Genomic DNA, 20362 nt, shown 5'->3' with positions numbered 1-20362 from the left:
GGAGGGCTTTCGTTTTATTAGAAGTCCAGCACCATGGTCTGGCGGGGACGGAGTTTTACGTTGTGGTTGATGATTACGGTTTTGCCCGTCGTCACGTCTGTGGCTTTCACGGCGTTGCCGATAATCTCAGCATAACGCTTGATGTCGAGCTCGGCTGCCTCGTTTCTGCCATTGATGACGGTCATGACGGTCTTGCCTTTATACTGACGCGCCACCACATAAATGCCACGGTAGGGGCAGAACTGGGTCTGGGAACCCTTCGTAATCACCTCGTTACCTTGTCGCCAGTGGAGCAGTCGGCTTGTCCAGCTGAACATATCGTTCTGCGCCTTGGTGCGTCCTTCAGCTGTGAAGGCGTTGGTAGCGTCGCCAGCCCATCCACCGGGGAAGTCCTTGCGCACATTGCCGTCGGTGACAGACTTGGTGCCATTCATGAGTACTTCGGTGCCGTAGTAGAGCTGCGGAATACGGTTTATGGTCAGCAGCAGAGCCAGTGCCTGCTTGAGAGCCAACGTATCTTTGCCCGTACCCAAGAAGCGGTCGGTGTCGTGGTTCTCAATAAACGCCATCACGCTCTTGGGATTGGCATAAAGATAGTCATAGCACAACACATTGTATATGCGGTTCATGCCATTCCACCAGTCGTCGGTCTCCTCGTGCTTAGCCAGATTGATGCGGTCGTAGAAGGCGAAGTCCATGACGGTCTTCAGATAGCTGTTCTTCTCGGAGAGCTTGCTGTCCTTCTGCCAGGCAGCCGTATAGGCAGGCTCGGTGACCCACGTCTCACCCACGGTGTTGAAGTTGGGGTATTCGCGGTCGAGCGTCTGCATCCAGAGAGCCATGCCATCGCGGTCGGCATAGGGATAAGTGTCCATGCGGATGCCGTCAATGCCAACAGTCTCAATCCACCACTCACTGTTCTGGATAAGATACTTCATGACGTGCGGATTGCGCTGGTTGAGGTCGGGCATGGTGGGCACGAACCAACCGTCGACCGTCTCTTTCAGGTCTACCTTGCTGGCGTAGGGATCGAGCACGGGTGTGAGCTTATAGCTGGTCTGCAGATACTTGTCGTTGACTTTAGCCTTTCCGTCTACGGTGTCCATCTTCTTTTGGTGGGCTGCGGTCTGGTATTCGGGAAGCAGCCATTCGGGCGTGTTGAACCAGTCTTTGGACGGCATATCTGCCACCCAGGGATGCTCAAAGCCGCAATGATTGAAAATCATGTCCATCACCACCTTCAGACCCTTGCTGTGGGCCTCGTCGATGAGACGCTTATACTCCTCATTGGTTCCGAAGCGCGGGTCGACGCGATAATAGTCGGTCGTGGCGTAGCCGTGGTAGGAGGAGCTGGTGCCATTGCTGGGGCTGTCGTTCTCGAGTACGGGTGTGAACCACAGCGCCGTGACGCCAAGTTGGGTGAAATAGTCGAGGTGCTGGCGTATACCCTCAAGGTCGCCACCGTGGCGCAGGCTCGGAGCCGTGCGGTCGCAGGTCTTGTCGCGCATATTCTTGAAGGCGTCGTTGTGGGGATTGCCATTGGCAAAGCGGTCGGGCATGAGCATGTAGAGCACATCCTCATTGGTGAAGCCCATGCGCTTGTCGCCCGCCATAGCGCGCTCCTTCAGCTGGTACTTCACCTTCTGCGTCTGCTTGCCCTGCTTGAAGGTGAGCGTCATTTCGCCTGCCTTCGCGCCCTCAAGGTTGAGGTAGACGAAGAGATAGTTGGGCGAGTCGAGACGCGCGATGGAGTCGATGCGCACTCCGGGATAGTTGACCTCTACGGCGGCATTGCGCACGTCCTTGCCATATACCATCAGCTGGAGCGAGGCATCCTTCATGCCGACATACCAGTTGGTGGGTTCGATGCGGTCTACCTTTACGCCCGCATGTAAACTCATAGCACTCATAAGCATTACTAATGATAGCAGTTTTTTCTTCATCATCTTGTTTTATTATGGTTTTACTTCTTGCAGAGTATCATTGCCGACTGGCGGGGCACCACCACCTCGCTGCCATTGACGGGCATGCCTATGCCGGCTTCGGAGATGACGCCGTTGCAGCAGGCCACCGTGTATTCGCCCTCGGGGATGGTCACGGGCACAGCAGCCCGGTTGGCGTTAAGGATGACGACAATCTCTCTCCACGTATCGATGCCCTCGAGGTCCTTCAGGCGGAACGCCACGAGGCAGTCGTCGGTGGCGATAAACTCCAGATGACTCCTTACGGCGTCGGCACTGGCGAGGCGGAAGGCAGGATGGTGCTTGCGGAGGCCTATCAGGGCGCGGTAATACTCAAAAACCTGTGGGTGCTGCTTGAGGTTGTCCCAGTTGAACTCATTGATACTGTCGGGCGAGGCAAAGCTGTTGTGCACACCCTTCTTGTCGCGCAGCATCTCTTCGCCAGCCAACATGAAAGGCACACCCTGCGAGGTGAAGACCGCCGTCTGGGCCAGCAAGTCGAGGCGGATGATCTCTGCCATGCGGTCGGCTTCGGGCCTCGTCGCGTCGGAGAGTCCGGGAATGCTCGCCTTGAGTCGGTCTACGAGGCACATATCGTCGTGACAGCTCACATAGCTAATCTGCTGTGTAGGCTCGTTTGCCCACGGCTGCTTGTCGTAGTTGACGCGCGCCATGTCGACCTGCTTATGAGCGATGCCGCCCACGATGCCGAACTTGAGGCTCTCCTCCGCGCCCTTGATACCGGCGAGGAACGCACCCTTGGTGTCGTCGCTGAACGGGCCACGCAGCGCATCGCGCATGTCGTCGCTGAACGCTCCGATGCCATTCAGACGGTGAGTGTTGGCCTTCATGGCAAGACTGTCCTGCGGATAGGCACACGCGCCAGCACTCCAGCCCTCACCATATATATATAATGTGGGGTCAATCTGGTCTACGGCGGCACGTATCTGGTTCATCGTCTCGATGTCGTGAATGCCCATGAGGTCGAAGCGAAATCCGTCGATGTGGAACTCATTGACCCAGTACTTGACGCTCTCTATCATAAACTCGCGCATCAACGGCCGCTCCGAGGCAGTCTCGTTGCCGCAGCCCGAGCCATCGGAGTAGCGTCCGTCGGCAGTCTTGCGATAGTAATAGTCAGGGTAGGTGAGCTGGAAGTTGCTTCCGGCGATGTCGAACGTATGATTGTAGACGGCATCGAAGATGACACGGATGCCAGCCTTGTGGAGCGCCTGCACCATCGCCTTGAACTCGCGTATGCGCACCCCTGGCTGATATGGGTCGGTGGAATAACTGCCCTCAGGCACATTGTAATTCTTCGGGTCGTAACCCCAGTTGAACTGGGGGCGATAGAGCTGCGTCTCATCTATCGATGCGAAGTCGAACAAGGGCTGGAAATGGATGGCGTTGACGCCAAGGCGCTTCAGATAGTCGATGGCGCGAGGCTCGGTCAGCGCCAGATACTTGCCACGGTGCTGAAGGCCCGAGGTGGGGCTGATGGAGAAGTCGCGCATGTGGAGCTCGTAAATCACGAGGTCGGCAGGCGACGTGAGAGGCGGACGCTGGTCGTCGGCCCAGCCCACGGGGTCGGTGTCAGCCATATTGATGATGGCACCACGGTTGCCGTTGACACCTACAGCCTTGGCAAACGTGCCTGGGCACTCGCCTCTGCCGATGTCGAAAGTATAGAACATGCCGCCGAGGTCGCCCTTTACCGTAGCCTCCCAGCGGTTGTCGCCGATGGCGCGCATCTTGACGGTCTTGACGGGTCGGCCGCCCTGTCCGTTCTTATAGATACGCACTTTGGGGAGAGAGGGCGCATTGAGGCGGAACACGGTCTTGGTCTTGTCGTAAGTCAGCTCGTCAAAGCGTCCCTGCGCGTTGGCTCCGACCGTAATCATTGCGGCAAGAAATGCTGGTAACATATATTTCTTCTTCATGCCAGATGCTGTGGAGTTGCGGTTACTTTGCGATGAGTGATACGGCGAAGCCACCGCCACGTGCCTCATTAATCTTCAGCACATCACCCTTCTTGACAGTCTTGTGGATAATCTGGTAAGCCTTAGGGTTGTGCTCGTAGTCGGCACCCTTGGCATCCTGATAGATGGCACAGTCGTACTTGCGACCCTTGTCGAGGAAATCGAGGCGCACTACAGCCGTGCGGGCCTCTTCGCCCGTCTTGCCACCTACAAACCAGTTGTCGGTACCCTTAGCCTTGCGAGCCACGGTGATGTATTGGGCAGGCTCGGCCTCAAGATACTTAGAGTCGTCCCAGTCGCAAGCCACATCGCGGATGAACTGGAAGGCGTCGTCGTACTTCTCGTAGTGTTCGGGCAGGTCGGCAGCCATCTGCAACGGGCTGTACATGACCAGATAGAGCGACAGCTGTCCGCAGAGGGTGGTGTGGACGAAGCTCGGGTTCTGGCTCCAGTCAGAGAGTCGGGTCTCGAAGATGCCGGGGGTATAGTCCATCGGGCCACCCTGCAGACGGGTGAACGGCAGCATCACGGTATGGTAAGCTACGTTTCCGCCGAAAGCCTCATACTCGGTGCCGCGGGCGCTCTCGTTGCCTACGAGGTTGGGCCAGGTGCGGCAGATGCCGGTAGGGCGAGTAGCCTCGTGGGCATTGACCATGATGTGGTGCTTGGCGGCAGTCTCGATGACATGCTGATAGTGATTGTTCATAAGCTGGCTGTAGTGATATTCTCCGCGAGGGATGATGTCGCCGACATATCCCGTCTTGACAGCGTCGTAGCCATACTTGTTCATCAGGCTGAAGGCATCCTCCAAGTGGCGCTCGTAGTTGAGAGCGGATGAGGAAGTCTCGTGGTGCATCATCAGTTTCACTCCCTTGGCGTGGGCATAATCGTTGAGCATCTTGATGTCAAAGTCAGGATAAGGAGTGACGAAGTCGAAGACGTCGAGCTTCTGATGGCCGAACCAGTCTTCCCATCCTTCGTTCCAACCCTCGACCAGCACTTCCTGCAAGCCATTCTTGGCAGCGAAGTCGATATAGCGCTTCACCTCCTCGTTGGTTGCGCCATGTGTGCCGTTGGGCTTGCACTTGGCATAGTCGGTGACGCCGAGACGAACCGAAGGCAGGTCGTTGGTGTAGCTCCATGACTTGGTGCCGACAATCATATTCCACCACACACCGCAGTACTTGGTGGGATGAATCCAAGAGGTATCTTCTATCTTGCAAGGCTCGTTGAGGTTGAGGGTGAGCTTGCAGGACAGCATGTCGCGGGCGTCGTCGCTAACCATCACTGTGCGCCACGGGGTGTTGAAGGGTGTCTGGATAAAGCCCTTGCGGCCCACGGCGTCGGGGGTAAGCCATGACTCGAAGACAAGGTTTTTGTCGTCAAGGTTGAGGTGCATCGTGGGGTAGTTCAAGCAGGCTGCCTCGTGGATATTGATATAGAGTCCGTCCTTGGTCTTGAGCTGCAGCGATGTCTGCACCCCGGTGTTGGAGAAGACCGTAGTGGACGAGTTGCTCTTGTATGCCTCGCGGTGTTTGGCAATAACCGCGCGGATGCCGGTAAGCGGAGTGATGTTGTACTCATACTCCTGCGTATCGTAGTCGCCGGGAATCCAGTAGGCGGTATGGTCGGCGGTCATCGCAAACTGGGTGTGCTCCTCCTTTATCACGAAATAGTTGAGCGTCTGCTGCTGCGGAAACTCGTAGCGCAGTCCCATGCCATAGTCGTAAACGCGGAAACGGATGGTGATGTCGCGGTCGGAGGAGGGCTGGTGCAGGTTGACAGCCATCTCGTTGTAGTGGTTGCGGATGGTTGCGGTCTCGCCCCACACGGGTCGCCATGTCTCGTCGAAGGAAGAGGCCTGCGTGGACTTAACCGTGAAACCGTCCATCAGGTCGGTCTCTTCCATGCCTTTAGAGGCGTGCTTGTCCCGGGCAAGCTCCAGTCCGAGGTGGGAAGGGTTTACCACCTGCTTGTCCTTGTATTTCATTTCGTATGTGGGCTGGCCCTTGTCTGAGAGCGAAAAGGTGAGCGACACATTGCCGTTGGGCGACTTTACGGTCTGGGCTGCAGCCATCATCGGGAGCAGCGCCAACAATATGATATATTTCTTTATCATGCTGATAGTTGTTATTGTTTGCTTCATGTTATCTGCCAGACTGTCTGATGAGCGTGCTCAGCTCGTCGGTGAACTTGGCGTCGGCCATGAGATCCTCTATGTTGAGGTGCATGCGGTAACGCCAGTAGTGCTTAGGATTGGCAGGGACATTGATGCGCTCGGCATCGGCATCGGGCAGACGCAGGCGCTCGCTCATGGCAAGCCAGTCCTGAAGACTCAATACGCAAAGCATCGAAGGCGAGTCGAGATGACGGGCAATGATATCCTCGGCGAGCCATCCTGGCAGCGGATGGGGCGCTGGGCCTTCGCGGTAGAGCATAGAGTTGTAGTAATCCTGCGTACGTTCGTAGTCCTCGTCCCACCACTGGCGGAGCGTGGGCATATCGTGGCTGGATATGGTACATACCGAACAGTAAGGGTTCTGGCTGAGATGTCCGAAGCGCGTAGTGGGCGACTTGGGCATGCTCTGGAGCTCGAGGCTGAGTATTCTGAGCTGCTTCATCACCCATGATACACAGTCGGGCACCATGCCGAGGTCTTCGGCGCATACGAGCATGCGAGTGGCCTGTACCAGCTTGGGCAACTTCTTCATTGCCTCGCGATACCAGAACTGGTTGTTGCGGCGATAATAATAGTCGTTGTAAAGGCGGTTGAACGCCTGCTTGTCATTATCGTAGAGCGACTCATAGATAAAGTCGAACTGGGCTGAGATACGCGGATGGAACATATCGGCACGGTTGCGGTCGCGCACAAAGAGCACGTCGCTCACAAGCGAATAGAGTCCGTCGCGCAGCCAGAGGTCTTCCTGCTGGGTTGCGCTGGCAAAGTGAGCCTCTATCTTACGCTGCGTATCAAACTCGGGCTTCATGCGGTAACGCTCGCCGTCGATGCGCTCCAGATACTTGCTGCGCACCTCGTCGGCGCGTCCGTGGAAGACACGGTCGAGCACCCAATCGGTAATGAAGGGCTGGGTGAAGCGCTCCTCCTGGAAATTGAGCCCGTACTGCATGATTTCCTCACGGCTCATAGCCTGCGACGGAGCAAACTGCCCCGTCAGTCCATATACACAGTCGAGGGGTATCTCCCAAATGCGGAAGAAGCCTAAGACATGGTCAATGCGGTAGGCATCAAAGAACTGCGACATATTCTGGAAGCGGCGCACCCACCATTGGCAGCCGTCCTTGAGCATCTCGTCCCAGTTGTAGGTGGGGAAGCCCCAGTTCTGGCCGTTGACCGAGAAATCGTCTGGCGGTGCTCCTGCCTGTCCGTTAAGATTGAAGTATTTGGGCTCCATCCATACGTCGCAGCTGTATCTGTTTACGCCGATGGGGATGTCGCCCTTGAGGATGACGCCCTTCTGTCTGGCATACTCGTGAGCGTCCTTCATCTGCGCCGACAGCACGTACTGAACGAAATAGAAGAAAGCCACAGTCTGGTATTCCTTAGTGCGAGGGTCTGACAGCAGAGCACGGTCGGCCTCGTTCCATACATTATGGTCTTTCCACTGAGAGAAATCGGCTGTACCGTTCTCGTTTCTCAGCCATGAATACTGGGCATAGGGCACGAGCCAGCTCTGGGTTTCCTGGAAGAACGCCTTAAACTGCGCGCTCTTCATCATCTTCTTGCCTTCCTGCTGATAGACTTTGCCTAAGTAGTCCAACTTGAAGGCGTTTGCCTTCTCATAGTCTATCTGTGGCAGGGCGTTGAGTCTGCGGCGCTCTGCTTCAGCCTCACTGCGCGCATCCTTGTCCTTCAATTCGGGCAAAGCGCGAAGGTCGGCATACTGGGGATGTATGGCGAAGATGCTGATGCAGCTGTAGGGATAAGAGTCGGTCCAGGTGTGGGTGATGGTGGTGTCGTTGATGGGGAGCAACTGCAGCACGCGCTGTCCTGTCTTTGCCATCAGGTCTATCATCATCTTGAGGTCGCCGAAGTCGCCCACGCCCGCACTCTTCTTGGTGCGGAGCGAGAAAACCGGGACAAGCGTACCTGCCAGTCTGCGGTTCCATATCTCAAAGAAAGCCTGATCCAAGTTGTACACCACCATCGCGCCCTTATTCATGTCGGGCAGGGCGATGGTGCGGTTGCTGCTACACTCCCACATCATCACGTGTCCGGAAGCGTTTGTTACCACAAACTTCAGCTCTATCAGCTCGCCTTGAAGCTGCTCGGCGTCGATGTCGACAGCCCATTCGCAGTAGTTGTGAAGCGTCATGGGCACGGCCTTGTCCGGACACCATTCGCCTAAAGCCTTCTGCGCACCTATCACTGCCAGACGCTCTCCGTCGCGGAGTTGCGGTGCCCGTACGATGAGACGCAGCGTGCGGGCAAAGGATGTAGACTTGAGAGGCTGCGGAACCTGATGGTTGATGCAGTCGGTAAATGCAGAACTGTAGAGATACGAGTCTTCGGGCATATCATTCCAACGGTCGTACACGTGGTATTCGGTTGCAGCGGTACATGTGAAGTCGATCACATGCTTCACCGTCAGCCATTCGCTTCGCTCGAAAGTGCCATCTGTCGTCACCTTATAATAATATATAAGGTTAGGGGTGGATGTACGCAGCGAAAGGTCGCACCACCAGTCCACTCCGTCTACGGTGGTCATACGAAGTGTCTTCACCTCGTCTTTGTCCATGAAGCAGAGCGAGAGTTCCTCGCCGAATGCAGTACGGTATTCTATATGAAAGTGTATAGTCATTATGTATATGGGTTATAGGATTATTACCATGAGAACTATTTATTCCTGTTGCTCCTGATGGCTGCCACAGAGAAGGCACCGCAGACAAGCAATACGCCAGCCACAATCATCATGTGGCTCTGGTGGGAGCCGACGAGATGAAGGAGGTGGCCGCCACACAGGGCTGCCACAATCTGGGGAATACAGATGGTGCCGTTGAAGAGTCCGAGATAAGCGCCCTTATGGCTGTAGCCCTCAAGGGCGTTGGTGACAAAGGCAAACGGCATGGCGAGCATGGCTGCCCAAGCACAGCCTATGAGCAGGAAGGGCAGTACGAGCATGTTCTTGTCGCCGATAAACGGCACAAGGGCAAAGCCTATTCCGCCGATAACCAGGCTCAGGGCGTAAGCCAGCTTCTCGTTCTTGAACTTCGGAAGCGCCATAGCCCACAGCACCGACCCGATGGCTTGCCAGAAGAACAGCACGCCAACCCAGTTGCCCGCCTCTTGGTAGCCCTTGGAAACCACGTCGGTGGTGTGCCATACGGTTTCGGCAATGGTACCGTTGGTGTAGGTCCACATATACATAAAGGCAGCCCAGCAGAAGAACTGTACGAGTCCGACCTTCCAGAACATCGTCGGCGCATTCTTGAGAAGCGTTATCCAGCCTGCGCACTTCTTTTCTGTCTGAGGCTGGGCCTCGTTGTATTCGGCGTATTCCGCGGGGGTCCACTCCTTTACCTTCGCCGTGGTGAAGATGACGCAGAGGATGAGTATGGCTGCTCCGACATAGAACGAATAGATGACTGAGTCGGGTATTACGCCCTTTGCGGCTTCGTTGGAAATGCCGAGAGCCGTAAAAAAGAACGGAAATACGTAGCCTACAAGCGAACCGGCATTACAGAGAAATGACTGGATGGAGTAGGCGAGCGACTTCTGTTCCTCATTCACCATGTCGCCCACAAGCATCTTGAATGGCTGCATGGCCATATTGATGCTCGTGTCGAGAAACATCAGCGAGATAAGTCCGAAGACCATGGCCGTGCCGACAGCCATACCGAACGAACCGGCATTGGGCAGCAGGCACATTACCAGTACAGCCACTGTGGCTCCTACGAAGAGGTACGGGATGCGACGCCCGAAGCGACACCATGTCCTGTCGCTGAGCGTGCCTACTATGGGTTGTACGAGGATGCCCATCAGAGGAGGCAATATCCAGAAATAGCTGAGGTTGTGGGGGTCAGCCCCCAGTGTGGCAAAGATGCGCGATATGTTGGCGCTTTGCAGGGCGTAAGCTATCTGTACGCCAAAGAATCCGAAACTCAAATTCCAGAGTTTCCAGAATGAAAGATTAGGCTTTTGGGTCATTGTTATTTGGTTTTCTGTTATTCTGTTTTTTATCCGTTCAGCGGGTGGTGCCTCTCACGACCAGTCGCGTCCTCACCACACGCATGGCCACCTCATTACGCGGCAGCGAACCTTCCACCTGGCTGATGAGTATATTGGCAGCCTCCTCACCCACAACCACGCCACGTTGTTCCACCGTGGTGAGCATCGGGTCGCAGGCTATGGCACGTTCGCCGTTGGTAAATCCGCAGATGCTTATGTCGTTGGGGATGCCGAACCCCATGCGTTTGGCGGTGTAGAGTATGCCTATGGCGGTGTCGTCGTTGATGGCGAAGAAGGCGTCGGGGCGCTCGTCGTCAGGCAGAGAGAGTATTTCGGGTGTAATTGCCTCAGCCTGCGCGCGGTTGTCACATATACGCACAAGTTTTTCGTCTATCTTCAATCCGTTTTTGGCCAAGGCGTCACGATAGCCGTTATAGCGGTTCTTCGACAGTTCCAGGTTCATCGGCGAGCCATAGAAGGCGATACGCTTGCAGCCGGTATCTATCAGGTGGGTCACCGCCGTAAAGGCTCCGTTATAATCATCCACCACCACTCGCGAACCGTTGACGCCGGTGCAGATACGGTCATAAAACACAAGTGGCACCCCATTGTCCATAAGCTGGCGGAAGTGGTCATACTGTCTGGTATCCTTGGCTTGCGACACGATGACGCCACACACCTTATTCTTATAGAAGTCGTCGCAGATTGCCACCTCCTTGTCGTAACGCTCGTTGCTCTGTGCCACCATCACACGATAACCGCGCGCACGCGCTTCCTCTTCTATTCCCGAGAGGATAGACGAAAAGTAGTAATGCACAAACTCAGGAATGATTACGCCGATAACCTTCATTGGCTGGCTATGGGTGTGGCGCAACGCCTCACCAATGACATTCGGGCAAAAGTTATGTTCTTTCGCGTATGCCTTGATGCGTTCTTTTTGTGACGCGCTGATGCGGGGACTGTCGTTGAGCGCACGACTGACTGTCGCTACCGAGATGCCCAAGTCGCGGGCTATGTCTCGCATTGTCATAGGTGACTTATCTGCCATGGTTTTCAGTTATGTCGCAAAATTAGTCATTATTCCCGAATGTGTAATGCTTTTCTTTGCACAAAATATTAAATTGTAGTGCAATCGTTTGCATTGAGATTGTAGCAGTTTTCGCAAAAAAAAGATACAAGGTGATTAGATTAACCCTAACTTTGCAAGCAGATTGAAATGAGCCCAATAACTACTGAACTTCATTTACATAATATATCTATAACTAAAAACAGCAAAACATGAAGCAGTTGAAAATCAAATTGCCTCTGAAGACGTTGGTACTTGCCGGCAGTCTTCTCCTTGCAACAAGTTCCTTTGCGCAGAACAATGCCATCAAGGGACATGTGAAAGATGCTTCGGGCGAACCTCTCATGGGTGCAACCATCACTGTCAAAGGTAAAGCCGTAGGCATTACCGATGTTGATGGCAACTTCACCATCGATGCAGCCCCTGGTACAGAACTTACATTCACCTTCTTGGGCATGTTGCCACAGACCATCAAGGCAACGGGCAACATGACCGTAACTCTCTCCAGTGATGACAAGCTCCTCAATGAGGTGGTGGTCATCGGTTATGGTACTGTAAAGAAAAACGACCTTACAGGTTCTATCAACACGGTAAAGCCAAGTGAGGTGCAGGCCGGACTTGCTACATCGGCTCAGGACCTTCTGGTAGGTCAGGCTCCTGGTGTAACCGTAACCTCTGCCGGTGGACCTGAAGGCGGCGGTACAATCCGTGTGCGTGGTGGTTCTTCACTCAACGCCAACAACGACCCGCTTATCGTCATCGACGGTGTGCCATTGGACAACTCTGGTATACAGGGTATGGGCAACCCGCTCTCGATGATTGCCCCTGACAACATTGAAAACATGACCATCCTCAAGGATGCTTCCGCTACAGCCATTTACGGTTCGCGCGCTTCCAATGGTGTCATCATCATCACCACCAAGCGCGGTATGAAGGGCAAGCCTCAGGTAAACTTCTCCGCCAATATGTATGTCAACACTGCCCGCAAGACCTACAAGTCTTTGTCTACAGATGCATTGACAGAAGTTCTGACACAGCATTTTGGCGCTGACAGCGACCCCATTAAGTATATTCAGGCCAACGCCCAGAAGTATGGCGTGCTCAACACCAACTGGCAGGACGAAGTGCTGCGTACCACCGTCTCTCACGACTACAACCTGAGCGTGGGTGGAACTACCGGCTGTCTGCCTTATCGCGTGTCAGCCAGCTACACCAATAACAATGGTATTCTGATGGACTCTCGCATGGATCGTGCCACCGTGGGCTTCAATCTTACTCCTGAGTTCCTCAATCACCGACTCAAGATTAAGGCCAACGTCAAGGGCTACTGGATAAAGAACCAGTTCACCAACAGCGGTGCAGTGGCAGCTGCCATCGCTATGGACCCATCTGCACCTATTTATAATAATGCTCAGATGAAGGGTGGCATTGATGGCTACAAGCTCTGGAACGGTTACTACTCTCACATGAATGGTGCGGCTTTCAACACCAACGGTACAAACAACCCAATTGCCACTGCTACCGACAAGGACGACAAGGCCACAGTACTGCGCAGCAACGGTAACCTGCAGATTGACTATGCACTGAAATGGTTGCCCGACCTGCACTTCAACCTCAACCTCGGTTACGATGTGAGCAAGTCTAAGGAGAACCTCTACACTGCAGCCAACTCACCTACAGCATGGGACGGATGGCGCAACGACGGTGCCGGTACTCACCAGTACATCGAGCAGTTCAAGAGCAATACCTTGCTCGATTTCTATATGAACTACCAGAAGCAGGTAGACTGCATCAAGTCGTTCTTCGATGTTACAGCTGGTTATTCTTGGCAGCGCTTCTATAGCGACGGCCACAACAACGGTACTGTCTTCACCACCGACGGTTTCAGCACTCCTGTTCTCAACGCTGACGGCACCTATACTCTCAACTGGGGTACACAGCGTAAGGGTACTACCTACACCGACCCTGCCAAGACTGCATGGGCTAAGCATCTTCAGTTGCTGTCATTCTTCGGACGAATCAACTATACTCTGATGGACCGCTACCTCTTGACATTCACCGTACGTGGTGATGCTTCTTCACGTTTCAGCAAGGAAAACCGTTGGGGCGTATTCCCCGCAGCGGCATTCGCATGGAAAGTCACTGACGAACCTTGGATGAAGAGCGTCAAGAAGGTGATGGACGAACTGAAACTCCGCCTCAGTTGGGGTGTCACTGGTCAGCAGGATATCGGCGACAACTACTATCCTTACCTCGCCACATACGTATCGTCTGTACAGGGCTCTAACTATCCTTCACTCAGCGGCAATGGTTTCATCTCTACCATGTACCCCTCGGGTTACGACCCCAAACTGAAGTGGGAGGAGACTACTACATGGGACGCCGGTGTTGATGTTGCCTTCCTCAACAACCGCATCTCTGCCAGCTTGGATTTCTATCTGCGTAAGTCAAAGGACTTGTTGAGCTACGTATCAGTACCCAGCGGTTCGTCTACCACCAACATGATGAACCAGAACATCGGAACACTGAAGAACCAGGGTGTCGAGTTCTCTATCACAGCACGTCCTATCGTGACCAAAGACTTCTCTTGGACTGCCAGCTACAACGTGGCTTACAACAAGAACAAGATTACCAAGCTCAACAACGATGGTTCATATATTGAGACAGGTGGCATCTCTTCGGGTAACGGAAACAACTGCCAGGTACAGGCCGTTGGTCATCCTATCAATTCATTCTACCTCTTTGAGCAGGTGTACGACAAGGACGGCAAGCCACTGGAAGGTGTATACGTAGACCAGGATAATAACGGTGTAATCAACGACGACGACCGCCGCATATATCACAGCAAAGACCCGAAGGTGACAATGAGCTTCTCTTCTACTTTCAACTGGAAGAACTGGGACCTCGGTATCGCAATGCACGCCAACATCGGCAACTATGTTTATGCCGACGCCATGTCAGACCATGCTGTCGTTGACAACTGTTGGAAGAACGGTAAGTTAAACAACCTCATCCAGACCGATTACTACTTCAACGGTACCGTCAATCCTGCAATAGGCATCATGAAGAGCGACTACTGGCTGCGCAATGCCAGCTTCCTGCGCTGCGACAACATCACACTGGGTCACACATGGCCCTATCTGCTCGACAACAAGATGCGTCTGCGTCTCTACGGAGCAGTCCAGAACCCATTTGTCATCACCAAGTATAAGGGTCTCGACCCAGAGGTGGCAAGCGGTATCGACCGCGACGTCTACCCACGTGCTACAACCTTCACCATCGGTGTAGTGGCAAGTTTCTAAATCATACAACAAGCGTCTAACAATACAATAAAGACTATAATAATATGAAATCATATAAAAGCATCATAGCTTCAGCATTGTTTGCAGGTCTGGCCCTGACTACCACATCCTGTATCGGCGATTTGGATCTTGAGCCCAATGATCCGAACACCACCACAGCCGGCAACATGACAGAGGCTGCTTACGAGGCCGTGTTGGCTAAGTGTTACTCTGGCTTGGCTGTATCTGGCCAGGGCGGTCCCGACGGAGATTCAGATATCTCTGGTCTCGACGGCGGTACCGGACAGTACACACGTGCGCTCTTTATGCTCAACGAGTTCCCCACCGACGAGACAAAGTGGATATGGAAAGACGAGGGCGTCATCGACCTTAACACCAACACATGGGGTAAGGGCAACGCCAACATCTTCGGTACATACAGCCGTATGTATGTAGAGATAGCCATCTGCAACGACTTCCTGCGCCTCATCAAGGGCAAGGACCAGTTCAAGGATATGGCTCTCGAAGCCCGTGCGCTGCGCGCCATGAGCTACTATAATATCGTAGACCTCTTCGGTATGGGTGGCTTCATCACAGAAGAAGACCCCGTAGGAAGCAAGCCCAAGCAGATTTCACGCGTCGAGCTTTCTACATGGCTGGCCAGCGAGTTGGAAGACATCGTAGCCAATATGTCTGATGCCACACCCCACTACGGACGCGTAGGCAAGGACGGCGTTGAGGCTCTTCTCGCCCGTCTCTATCTCAATGCAGGCGTCTTTACCGGCACTCCAGCCTACGACAAGTGCGCTCAGCACTGCGAGAACATCATCGCACGCCATAAGGGCAAAGGTTTCAAGGGCTCTGGTCTTGCAGAGCACTACCTCTATCTGTTCTGCGGCGACAACGATGTATATATGCCAGGTGGCTCAGATGTCAACGAAATCCTTTGGGGTATTCCCTACGATGCCGTTGAGCTCACTCCTTACGGAGGCACCACCTTCCTCTGCTGCGCAGCTATCAGCAACCTGACCGTCGATAACGATGGCGCTTATATGAACTGCGAGGACTACGGACTCAACCAGCAGTGGGGCTGTATGCACGCCACCAAGGAATTTGCCGACAAGTTTGCTTCCGAGCCCAACGACGTACGCTGGTCTATGTGGAAGAAGGATGTAGACGGATTCAAGAAGGAGAACACCGCATTCTCTAAGTTTACCGACGGCTATGGCGTGGTTAAGTTTACCAATCTGCTGCGCGGCAGCAACGGTAATTTCAAGAAGGGTGAAATCACCAAGTTCCCCAACACCGACCTTCCCCTCATCCGTCTGGCCGATGTCTATCTGATGTTTGCCGAGTGTGCAATGCGCGGAGCTGCCGACAAGGCCAAGGGTGTGGAATATGCCAACTATGTACGTGAACGTGCAGGCGTTTCAGCATGGACTCAGACCGACCTCAACGAGCAGAACATGATTGACGAGCGTTGCCGCGAGTTGTACTGGGAGAACGTGCGCCGTACAGACCTCGTTCGCTTCGGACTCTTTACCGGCAGCAAGTACACTTGGTCATGGAAGGGCAATGTAGACAAGGGTGCCAGCATTCCTGACTACATGAACGTATTCCCGATTCCTTCATCGGTAATCGCTGCTCAGCCCGACTTCAAGCAGAACCCCAATTATTAAGCATCAATCAATCTTTATAAACAGATTAAGCAATGAAAAAATTAAGTTATATACTGTTCAGCTTCATCAGCCTGGTGCTTGCCACCGCTTCGTGCAGCGGCCCTGAAGAGGAGAACCCCGTCATTCAGACGCCTACCAAGCTCGTGCTGAACACACCGGCTACTGCCAACCAATACGTAGACCTTGGCTATGACAAGGAGGCTGGCACTGTAAACTTCACTTGCTCGCAGGCCGACTATGGCTTCGCTGCATCAGCCAATTACTACATGCAGGTGTCACTCGATGCGACCTTCGCTAATTTTGTTGAACTTGGCGACGCCTACACTTCATGCAACCTGAACGTGAAGGCAAGCCAGATAGCAGAAGCCATCTGCAAACTGCGCGGCATCACGAGTGAGGAAACCTACACCGACGAGCCTGCCCGCAAGGTATACTTCCGCGTAAGGTCTCAAATCCTGAAGTACGAGGACACCAGCATCCTCTCAAATGTTGTGGCTATGGAGAAGATTAAGGGCTACTTCGCTCTGCGTCTGCCGGGCTACATCTACCTCGTAGGTGCACCTGAGGGTTGGACTGGTCCTTCCGAAGATAATAAGGCCCACTACGAACCCTGGAAACTCTTCGAGGACGACAATGCTGTAGGCAGCAAGGTCTATTACGGAGAATTCGACATTCCTGCAGATAAGTTCCAGTTCCGTTTCTACACAGCTCTGACTGGATGGGACAAGGATTCTTACGGTATCCAGGAGAAAGACGCACCCAAGGACATCAGTATGACCAACGGCATTTACGACGGAGCCATCGTCAAGGGTAAGGGTAGCTACCAGTTGCCCGGCTGGGCTGGCGGAAAAGTCAAGATTACCGTCAATATGAGCAACGACTCTAAGATGACCGTCAAATTCGAGAAAGTAGGTTAACATTTCAGTAACGTCAAAGTGAACATAATCATGAAGAAATCAACAATAGCATTTATAGCAGTCCTGTCTCTCGTCTTCGCCTCGTGCGATGACGACTGGACAGAGGCCCTGCCACAGGTTAATCCTCAGGAGCAAGCCTTTGCTGTCGACGACATCACGCTCAAGAGTATTGTCCCCGAGGCAGTCAATCTGCAGGAGGCATATATGAAGGACAACAAGGTGAAGCTCTTCACCGAAAGCGTGAAGAACCTCCCCGCTGGCAGCAAGATAAGGTACGAGCTGCAGTTCAGCAAGACCGCCGACTTCGCCAAGTACGGCACCCTGGTATGCGAAATGGATTCCGACACAGCTGTCGTGAAAGCCTCTGACTTCCAGAACGCTTATGTGGCAGCCATCAGCCGCGGCTCCAAGGCCAAGCAGCTCTACCTGCGCTACGCCGCTTACATCGTCAAGGACGGGACTTCAGTAGTCCGCGTAGGCGACCCCAACACTTATCTGGGCGCCTCCCAGGTGAAGGTTACTCCTTACCCGAGCGACCTCGTCATCGAGAACAACTACTACCTGCTGGGTACCATCAACGGATGGTCGGTAGCTAATGCCATCAAGTTTGACCACAGTGGCGACCCCTACGACAACCCCGTATTCACCCTTAAGGTGAACATCAGCGAGAGCGATGCTGCCTCCGGATGGTGGTGGAAGGTTGTGCCTGAGTCTACATTCCGAAATGGCAACTGGGTAGACGCTGACAATGCAGCCTATGGTGTGGTTGAAAACGGCGACGGTGCTGCCGAAGGAAGCCTCGTTGGACGTACCGCAAAGAATGATGTAGGTGCAGGATGCCTGAAGATGAGCGGAGATTTGCTGTTAACCATCAATCTCGAGGATGGCACCTACTCGTTCACCCCTATCGCAAAGTAATTGTAAATCCTTAAGACATAGATACATTTTGTCACATAGATTCGTTAAGGCTTTAGATTTTTTAAGTTAGATTGGAAGAGACTGCTCACTTGGCGTGAGTGGTCTCTTTTTTTATTGGCGACGCGCCAACGTGCAAACGATTGCGCAACTGGTTTGTACGTTTCTCACTCTGTCACACTTGTTTATAGGGGAATTTGAGATAACTTTGGAGTATAAACCAAAGGGGTTGCCCAGCGGCGCGATGCAAGCGGACTAACCTCGCCGACAACCATAATTGGGGTATACGATAGTATGGGTATGCCCTCTGCTCTGATAGTAACTAAAAACAGAATAAGATGAAGACATTTTACATGACTCTCGTTGCCCTTATGGCAACATTAGGCATCCATGCACAGGGTTGGCCAGCCAACTACGACGGCGTGATGCTGCAAGGATTCTATTGGGATTCATACCGCGCGTCAAAGTGGTTCAACCTCGAAGCCCAGGCCGATGACCTCGCACCCTACTTCAGTCTGGTATGGATACCGCAGAGTGCCAACTGCGGCAGCGGACGTTCCATGGGCTACGACGACCTTTACTGGTTCAGCAATTACAACAGCTCGTTTGGCAACGAGACCCAACTGCGCTCGATGATCAAGACCTTCAAGAGCAAGGGCATTGGCACCATTGCCGATGTGGTCATCAACCACCGCAATACCCTCACCAGCTGGACCGACTTCCCTGTAGAGACATACAAGGGCACGACCTACCGCATGTATTCTACCGACATCTGCCACGACGATGATGGTGGTAGCACCTACAACTGGGCTGTCGGCCAGAGTCCTAAGCTGAGTCTCAGCAACAAGTATGACTCGGGCGACGACTGGGATGGCATGCGCGACCTCGACCACTACAGTTCCAACGTGCAGAGCGTGGTGAAGGCTTACCTCGACATGCTGCTCAACGACTTCGGCTATGCCGGATTGCGTTACGACATGGTCAAGGGCTACGCCGGAATGTTCACCGGCATCTACAACACCGCCCTCAAGCCTCGCTTCTCCGTAGGCGAATACTGGGACGGCAACGCCAATACCGTCAAGGCCTGGATAAACGCCACCAAGGTCAACGGCGAGCCCACATCGGCTGCCTTCGACTTCCCCGTGCGTTACGCCGTGCGCGACCTCATCGCTTCCAATTGGAGCGCCAGGGCAAAGAACGGACTCGTCGGCGATGCTGCCTACCGCCGCTATGCGGTGAGTTTTGTGGAAAACCACGACACCGAGTATCGATCCAGCACGGAGCAGCAAGACCCTATACGCAAAGACACGCTTGCTGCCAACGCCTACATCCTCGCTGCCTGCGGCACGCCCTGTGTCTTCTACAAGCATTGGCAGGCATACCCCACAGACATCAAGATGATGATTAATGCCCGCCACATAGCTGGCATCACCAATACCAGCACCACCGTCTTCAACGAGTATGTAGCCACGCAGTGCAATGTCCTCAAGACCGAAGGTGCTCACGGCACTCTCTACGCCGTGATGGGCCAGCGCGCCAACGCTTACCAGGCTCCGGCGGGTTATACCGAGATACTGCGCGGATATCACTATCGCTACTTGCTCAGCAACAGCAGCAACGTGGCTTGGGTCGACCTTCCCTCCGGTCACTATGACGATGTGCAGAAGGCTCGTCTCACTGCGGTGAGCAGCCAGCCGGGTGCGCAACTGGTCTACACCACCGACGGAACCACGCCCACCGCGCAGAGCCGCAAGGCGGCAAGTGGCACGCTCGTCGACATCCCCGCCGGCACCACCACGCTGAGTGTGGGACTGCTCGTAGGCACCACGGTATCGGCTGTCATCACGCGCACCTATGAGGTAAGCGCTCCCGAGGCCTTCACTCCCTACGACATCACCATAAACGTGAACGCTGACAACGTGGGATGGAGCCGCGTAAACTTCTGGGCTTGGGACGACCAGTACGGCGACAACTTCACAGCCACTGGCACGTGGCCTGGCGACGCCGTCACCGTCGCTAAGACCATAGAAGGTCGCAAGTGGTACAGCCGCACCTACCGTATAACCAAGCGCGATGCCATGCTCTCATTTGTCTTCAGCACCGCCAGCGGTTCTCCACAGACCGTCAACGTGTATGACATCAACAAGGACGCGTTCCTCGAAATCGCCACCAGCAAGGACAGCCAGAACCATTTCTACGTGACCGATGTGACCCCGCAGACCCCCCCCGCCATAACCACCGTGACCACCGACACCCACCGCCGACCCACTCTCTGGTACGACCTGCAGGGTCGCCAATACTCCCATCGTCCCACCCAGCCCGGCGTTTACATCAACAGCGGCAAGAAGATTATGATACGGTAAACCTCTGCGGTGCA

11 protein-coding genes are annotated in these 20362 nt (G+C 54.1%); 5 read left to right on the top strand and 6 right to left on the bottom strand.

Annotated features, from left to right (window positions below):
* Positions 1 to 17: 17 nt before the first annotated feature.
* The 6 genes from CIK87_RS04440 to CIK87_RS04415 are packed head-to-tail and all read right to left on the bottom strand — an operon-like array spanning position 18 to position 11175.
* Positions 18 to 1943 carry a glycoside hydrolase family 13 protein gene (locus tag CIK87_RS04440; protein ID WP_094385844.1) on the bottom strand — a complete coding sequence of 642 codons (1926 nt, stop codon included), beginning with the start codon at positions 1941 to 1943 and terminating at the stop codon, positions 18 to 20.
* Between the two features lie 20 nt (positions 1944 to 1963).
* Positions 1964 to 3886: a type I pullulanase gene (gene pulA / locus CIK87_RS04435; protein WP_371327105.1), complete on the bottom strand. Its 1923-nt coding sequence runs from the start codon at positions 3884 to 3886 to the stop codon at positions 1964 to 1966.
* 37 nt (positions 3887 to 3923) lie between these two features.
* A complete protein-coding gene (locus CIK87_RS04430) occupies positions 3924 to 6059 on the bottom strand; it encodes a glycoside hydrolase family 97 protein (protein WP_094385838.1) in 2136 nt (711 codons plus the stop codon).
* A 28-nt stretch (positions 6060 to 6087) separates the two neighbouring features.
* On the bottom strand, positions 6088 to 8760 hold the full coding sequence (locus CIK87_RS04425; protein WP_094385836.1) for a 4-alpha-glucanotransferase: 2673 nt from the start codon (positions 8758 to 8760) through the stop codon (positions 6088 to 6090).
* 35 nt (positions 8761 to 8795) lie between these two features.
* A complete protein-coding gene (locus tag CIK87_RS04420) occupies positions 8796 to 10106 on the bottom strand; it encodes an MFS transporter (RefSeq protein ID WP_094385833.1) in 1311 nt (436 codons plus the stop codon).
* 37 nt (positions 10107 to 10143) lie between these two features.
* Positions 10144 to 11175 (bottom strand): LacI family DNA-binding transcriptional regulator, encoded by a 1032-nt coding sequence (locus tag CIK87_RS04415; protein WP_094385831.1) that lies wholly within the window; start codon positions 11173 to 11175, stop codon positions 10144 to 10146.
* A gap of 230 nt (positions 11176 to 11405) precedes the next feature.
* On the opposite strand from CIK87_RS04415, the gene CIK87_RS04410 reads away from it, so the two are divergent.
* The 5 genes from CIK87_RS04410 to CIK87_RS04390 all read left to right on the top strand — a co-directional run bounded on the left by CIK87_RS04410 (position 11406) and on the right by CIK87_RS04390 (position 20348).
* The gene (locus CIK87_RS04410) at positions 11406 to 14495 is read left to right on the top strand and encodes a TonB-dependent receptor (RefSeq protein ID WP_254046510.1); all 3090 of its coding nucleotides are present in this window, start codon (positions 11406 to 11408) and stop codon (positions 14493 to 14495) included.
* A gap of 44 nt (positions 14496 to 14539) precedes the next feature.
* Complete coding sequence (locus CIK87_RS04405; RefSeq protein WP_094385829.1) at positions 14540 to 16153, top strand: RagB/SusD family nutrient uptake outer membrane protein; 1614 nt, start codon at positions 14540 to 14542, stop codon at positions 16151 to 16153.
* A gap of 32 nt (positions 16154 to 16185) precedes the next feature.
* Positions 16186 to 17070, top strand: a complete 885-nt coding sequence (locus tag CIK87_RS04400; protein ID WP_094385827.1) for a SusE domain-containing protein — start codon at positions 16186 to 16188, stop codon at positions 17068 to 17070.
* A 30-nt stretch (positions 17071 to 17100) separates the two neighbouring features.
* Positions 17101 to 17988, top strand: a complete 888-nt coding sequence (locus tag CIK87_RS04395) for a DUF5115 domain-containing protein (protein WP_094385825.1) — start codon at positions 17101 to 17103, stop codon at positions 17986 to 17988.
* 335 nt (positions 17989 to 18323) lie between these two features.
* Positions 18324 to 20348 (top strand): alpha-amylase family glycosyl hydrolase, encoded by a 2025-nt coding sequence (locus tag CIK87_RS04390; protein ID WP_094385822.1) that lies wholly within the window; start codon positions 18324 to 18326, stop codon positions 20346 to 20348.
* Positions 20349 to 20362 lie beyond the last annotated feature (14 nt).

This window comes from Prevotella sp. P5-64, from assembly GCF_002251285.1.
In the GTDB taxonomy this organism is placed as follows: Bacteria; Bacteroidota; Bacteroidia; order Bacteroidales; family Bacteroidaceae; genus Prevotella.
This window is presented reverse-complemented; position numbering and strand designations above follow the sequence as displayed.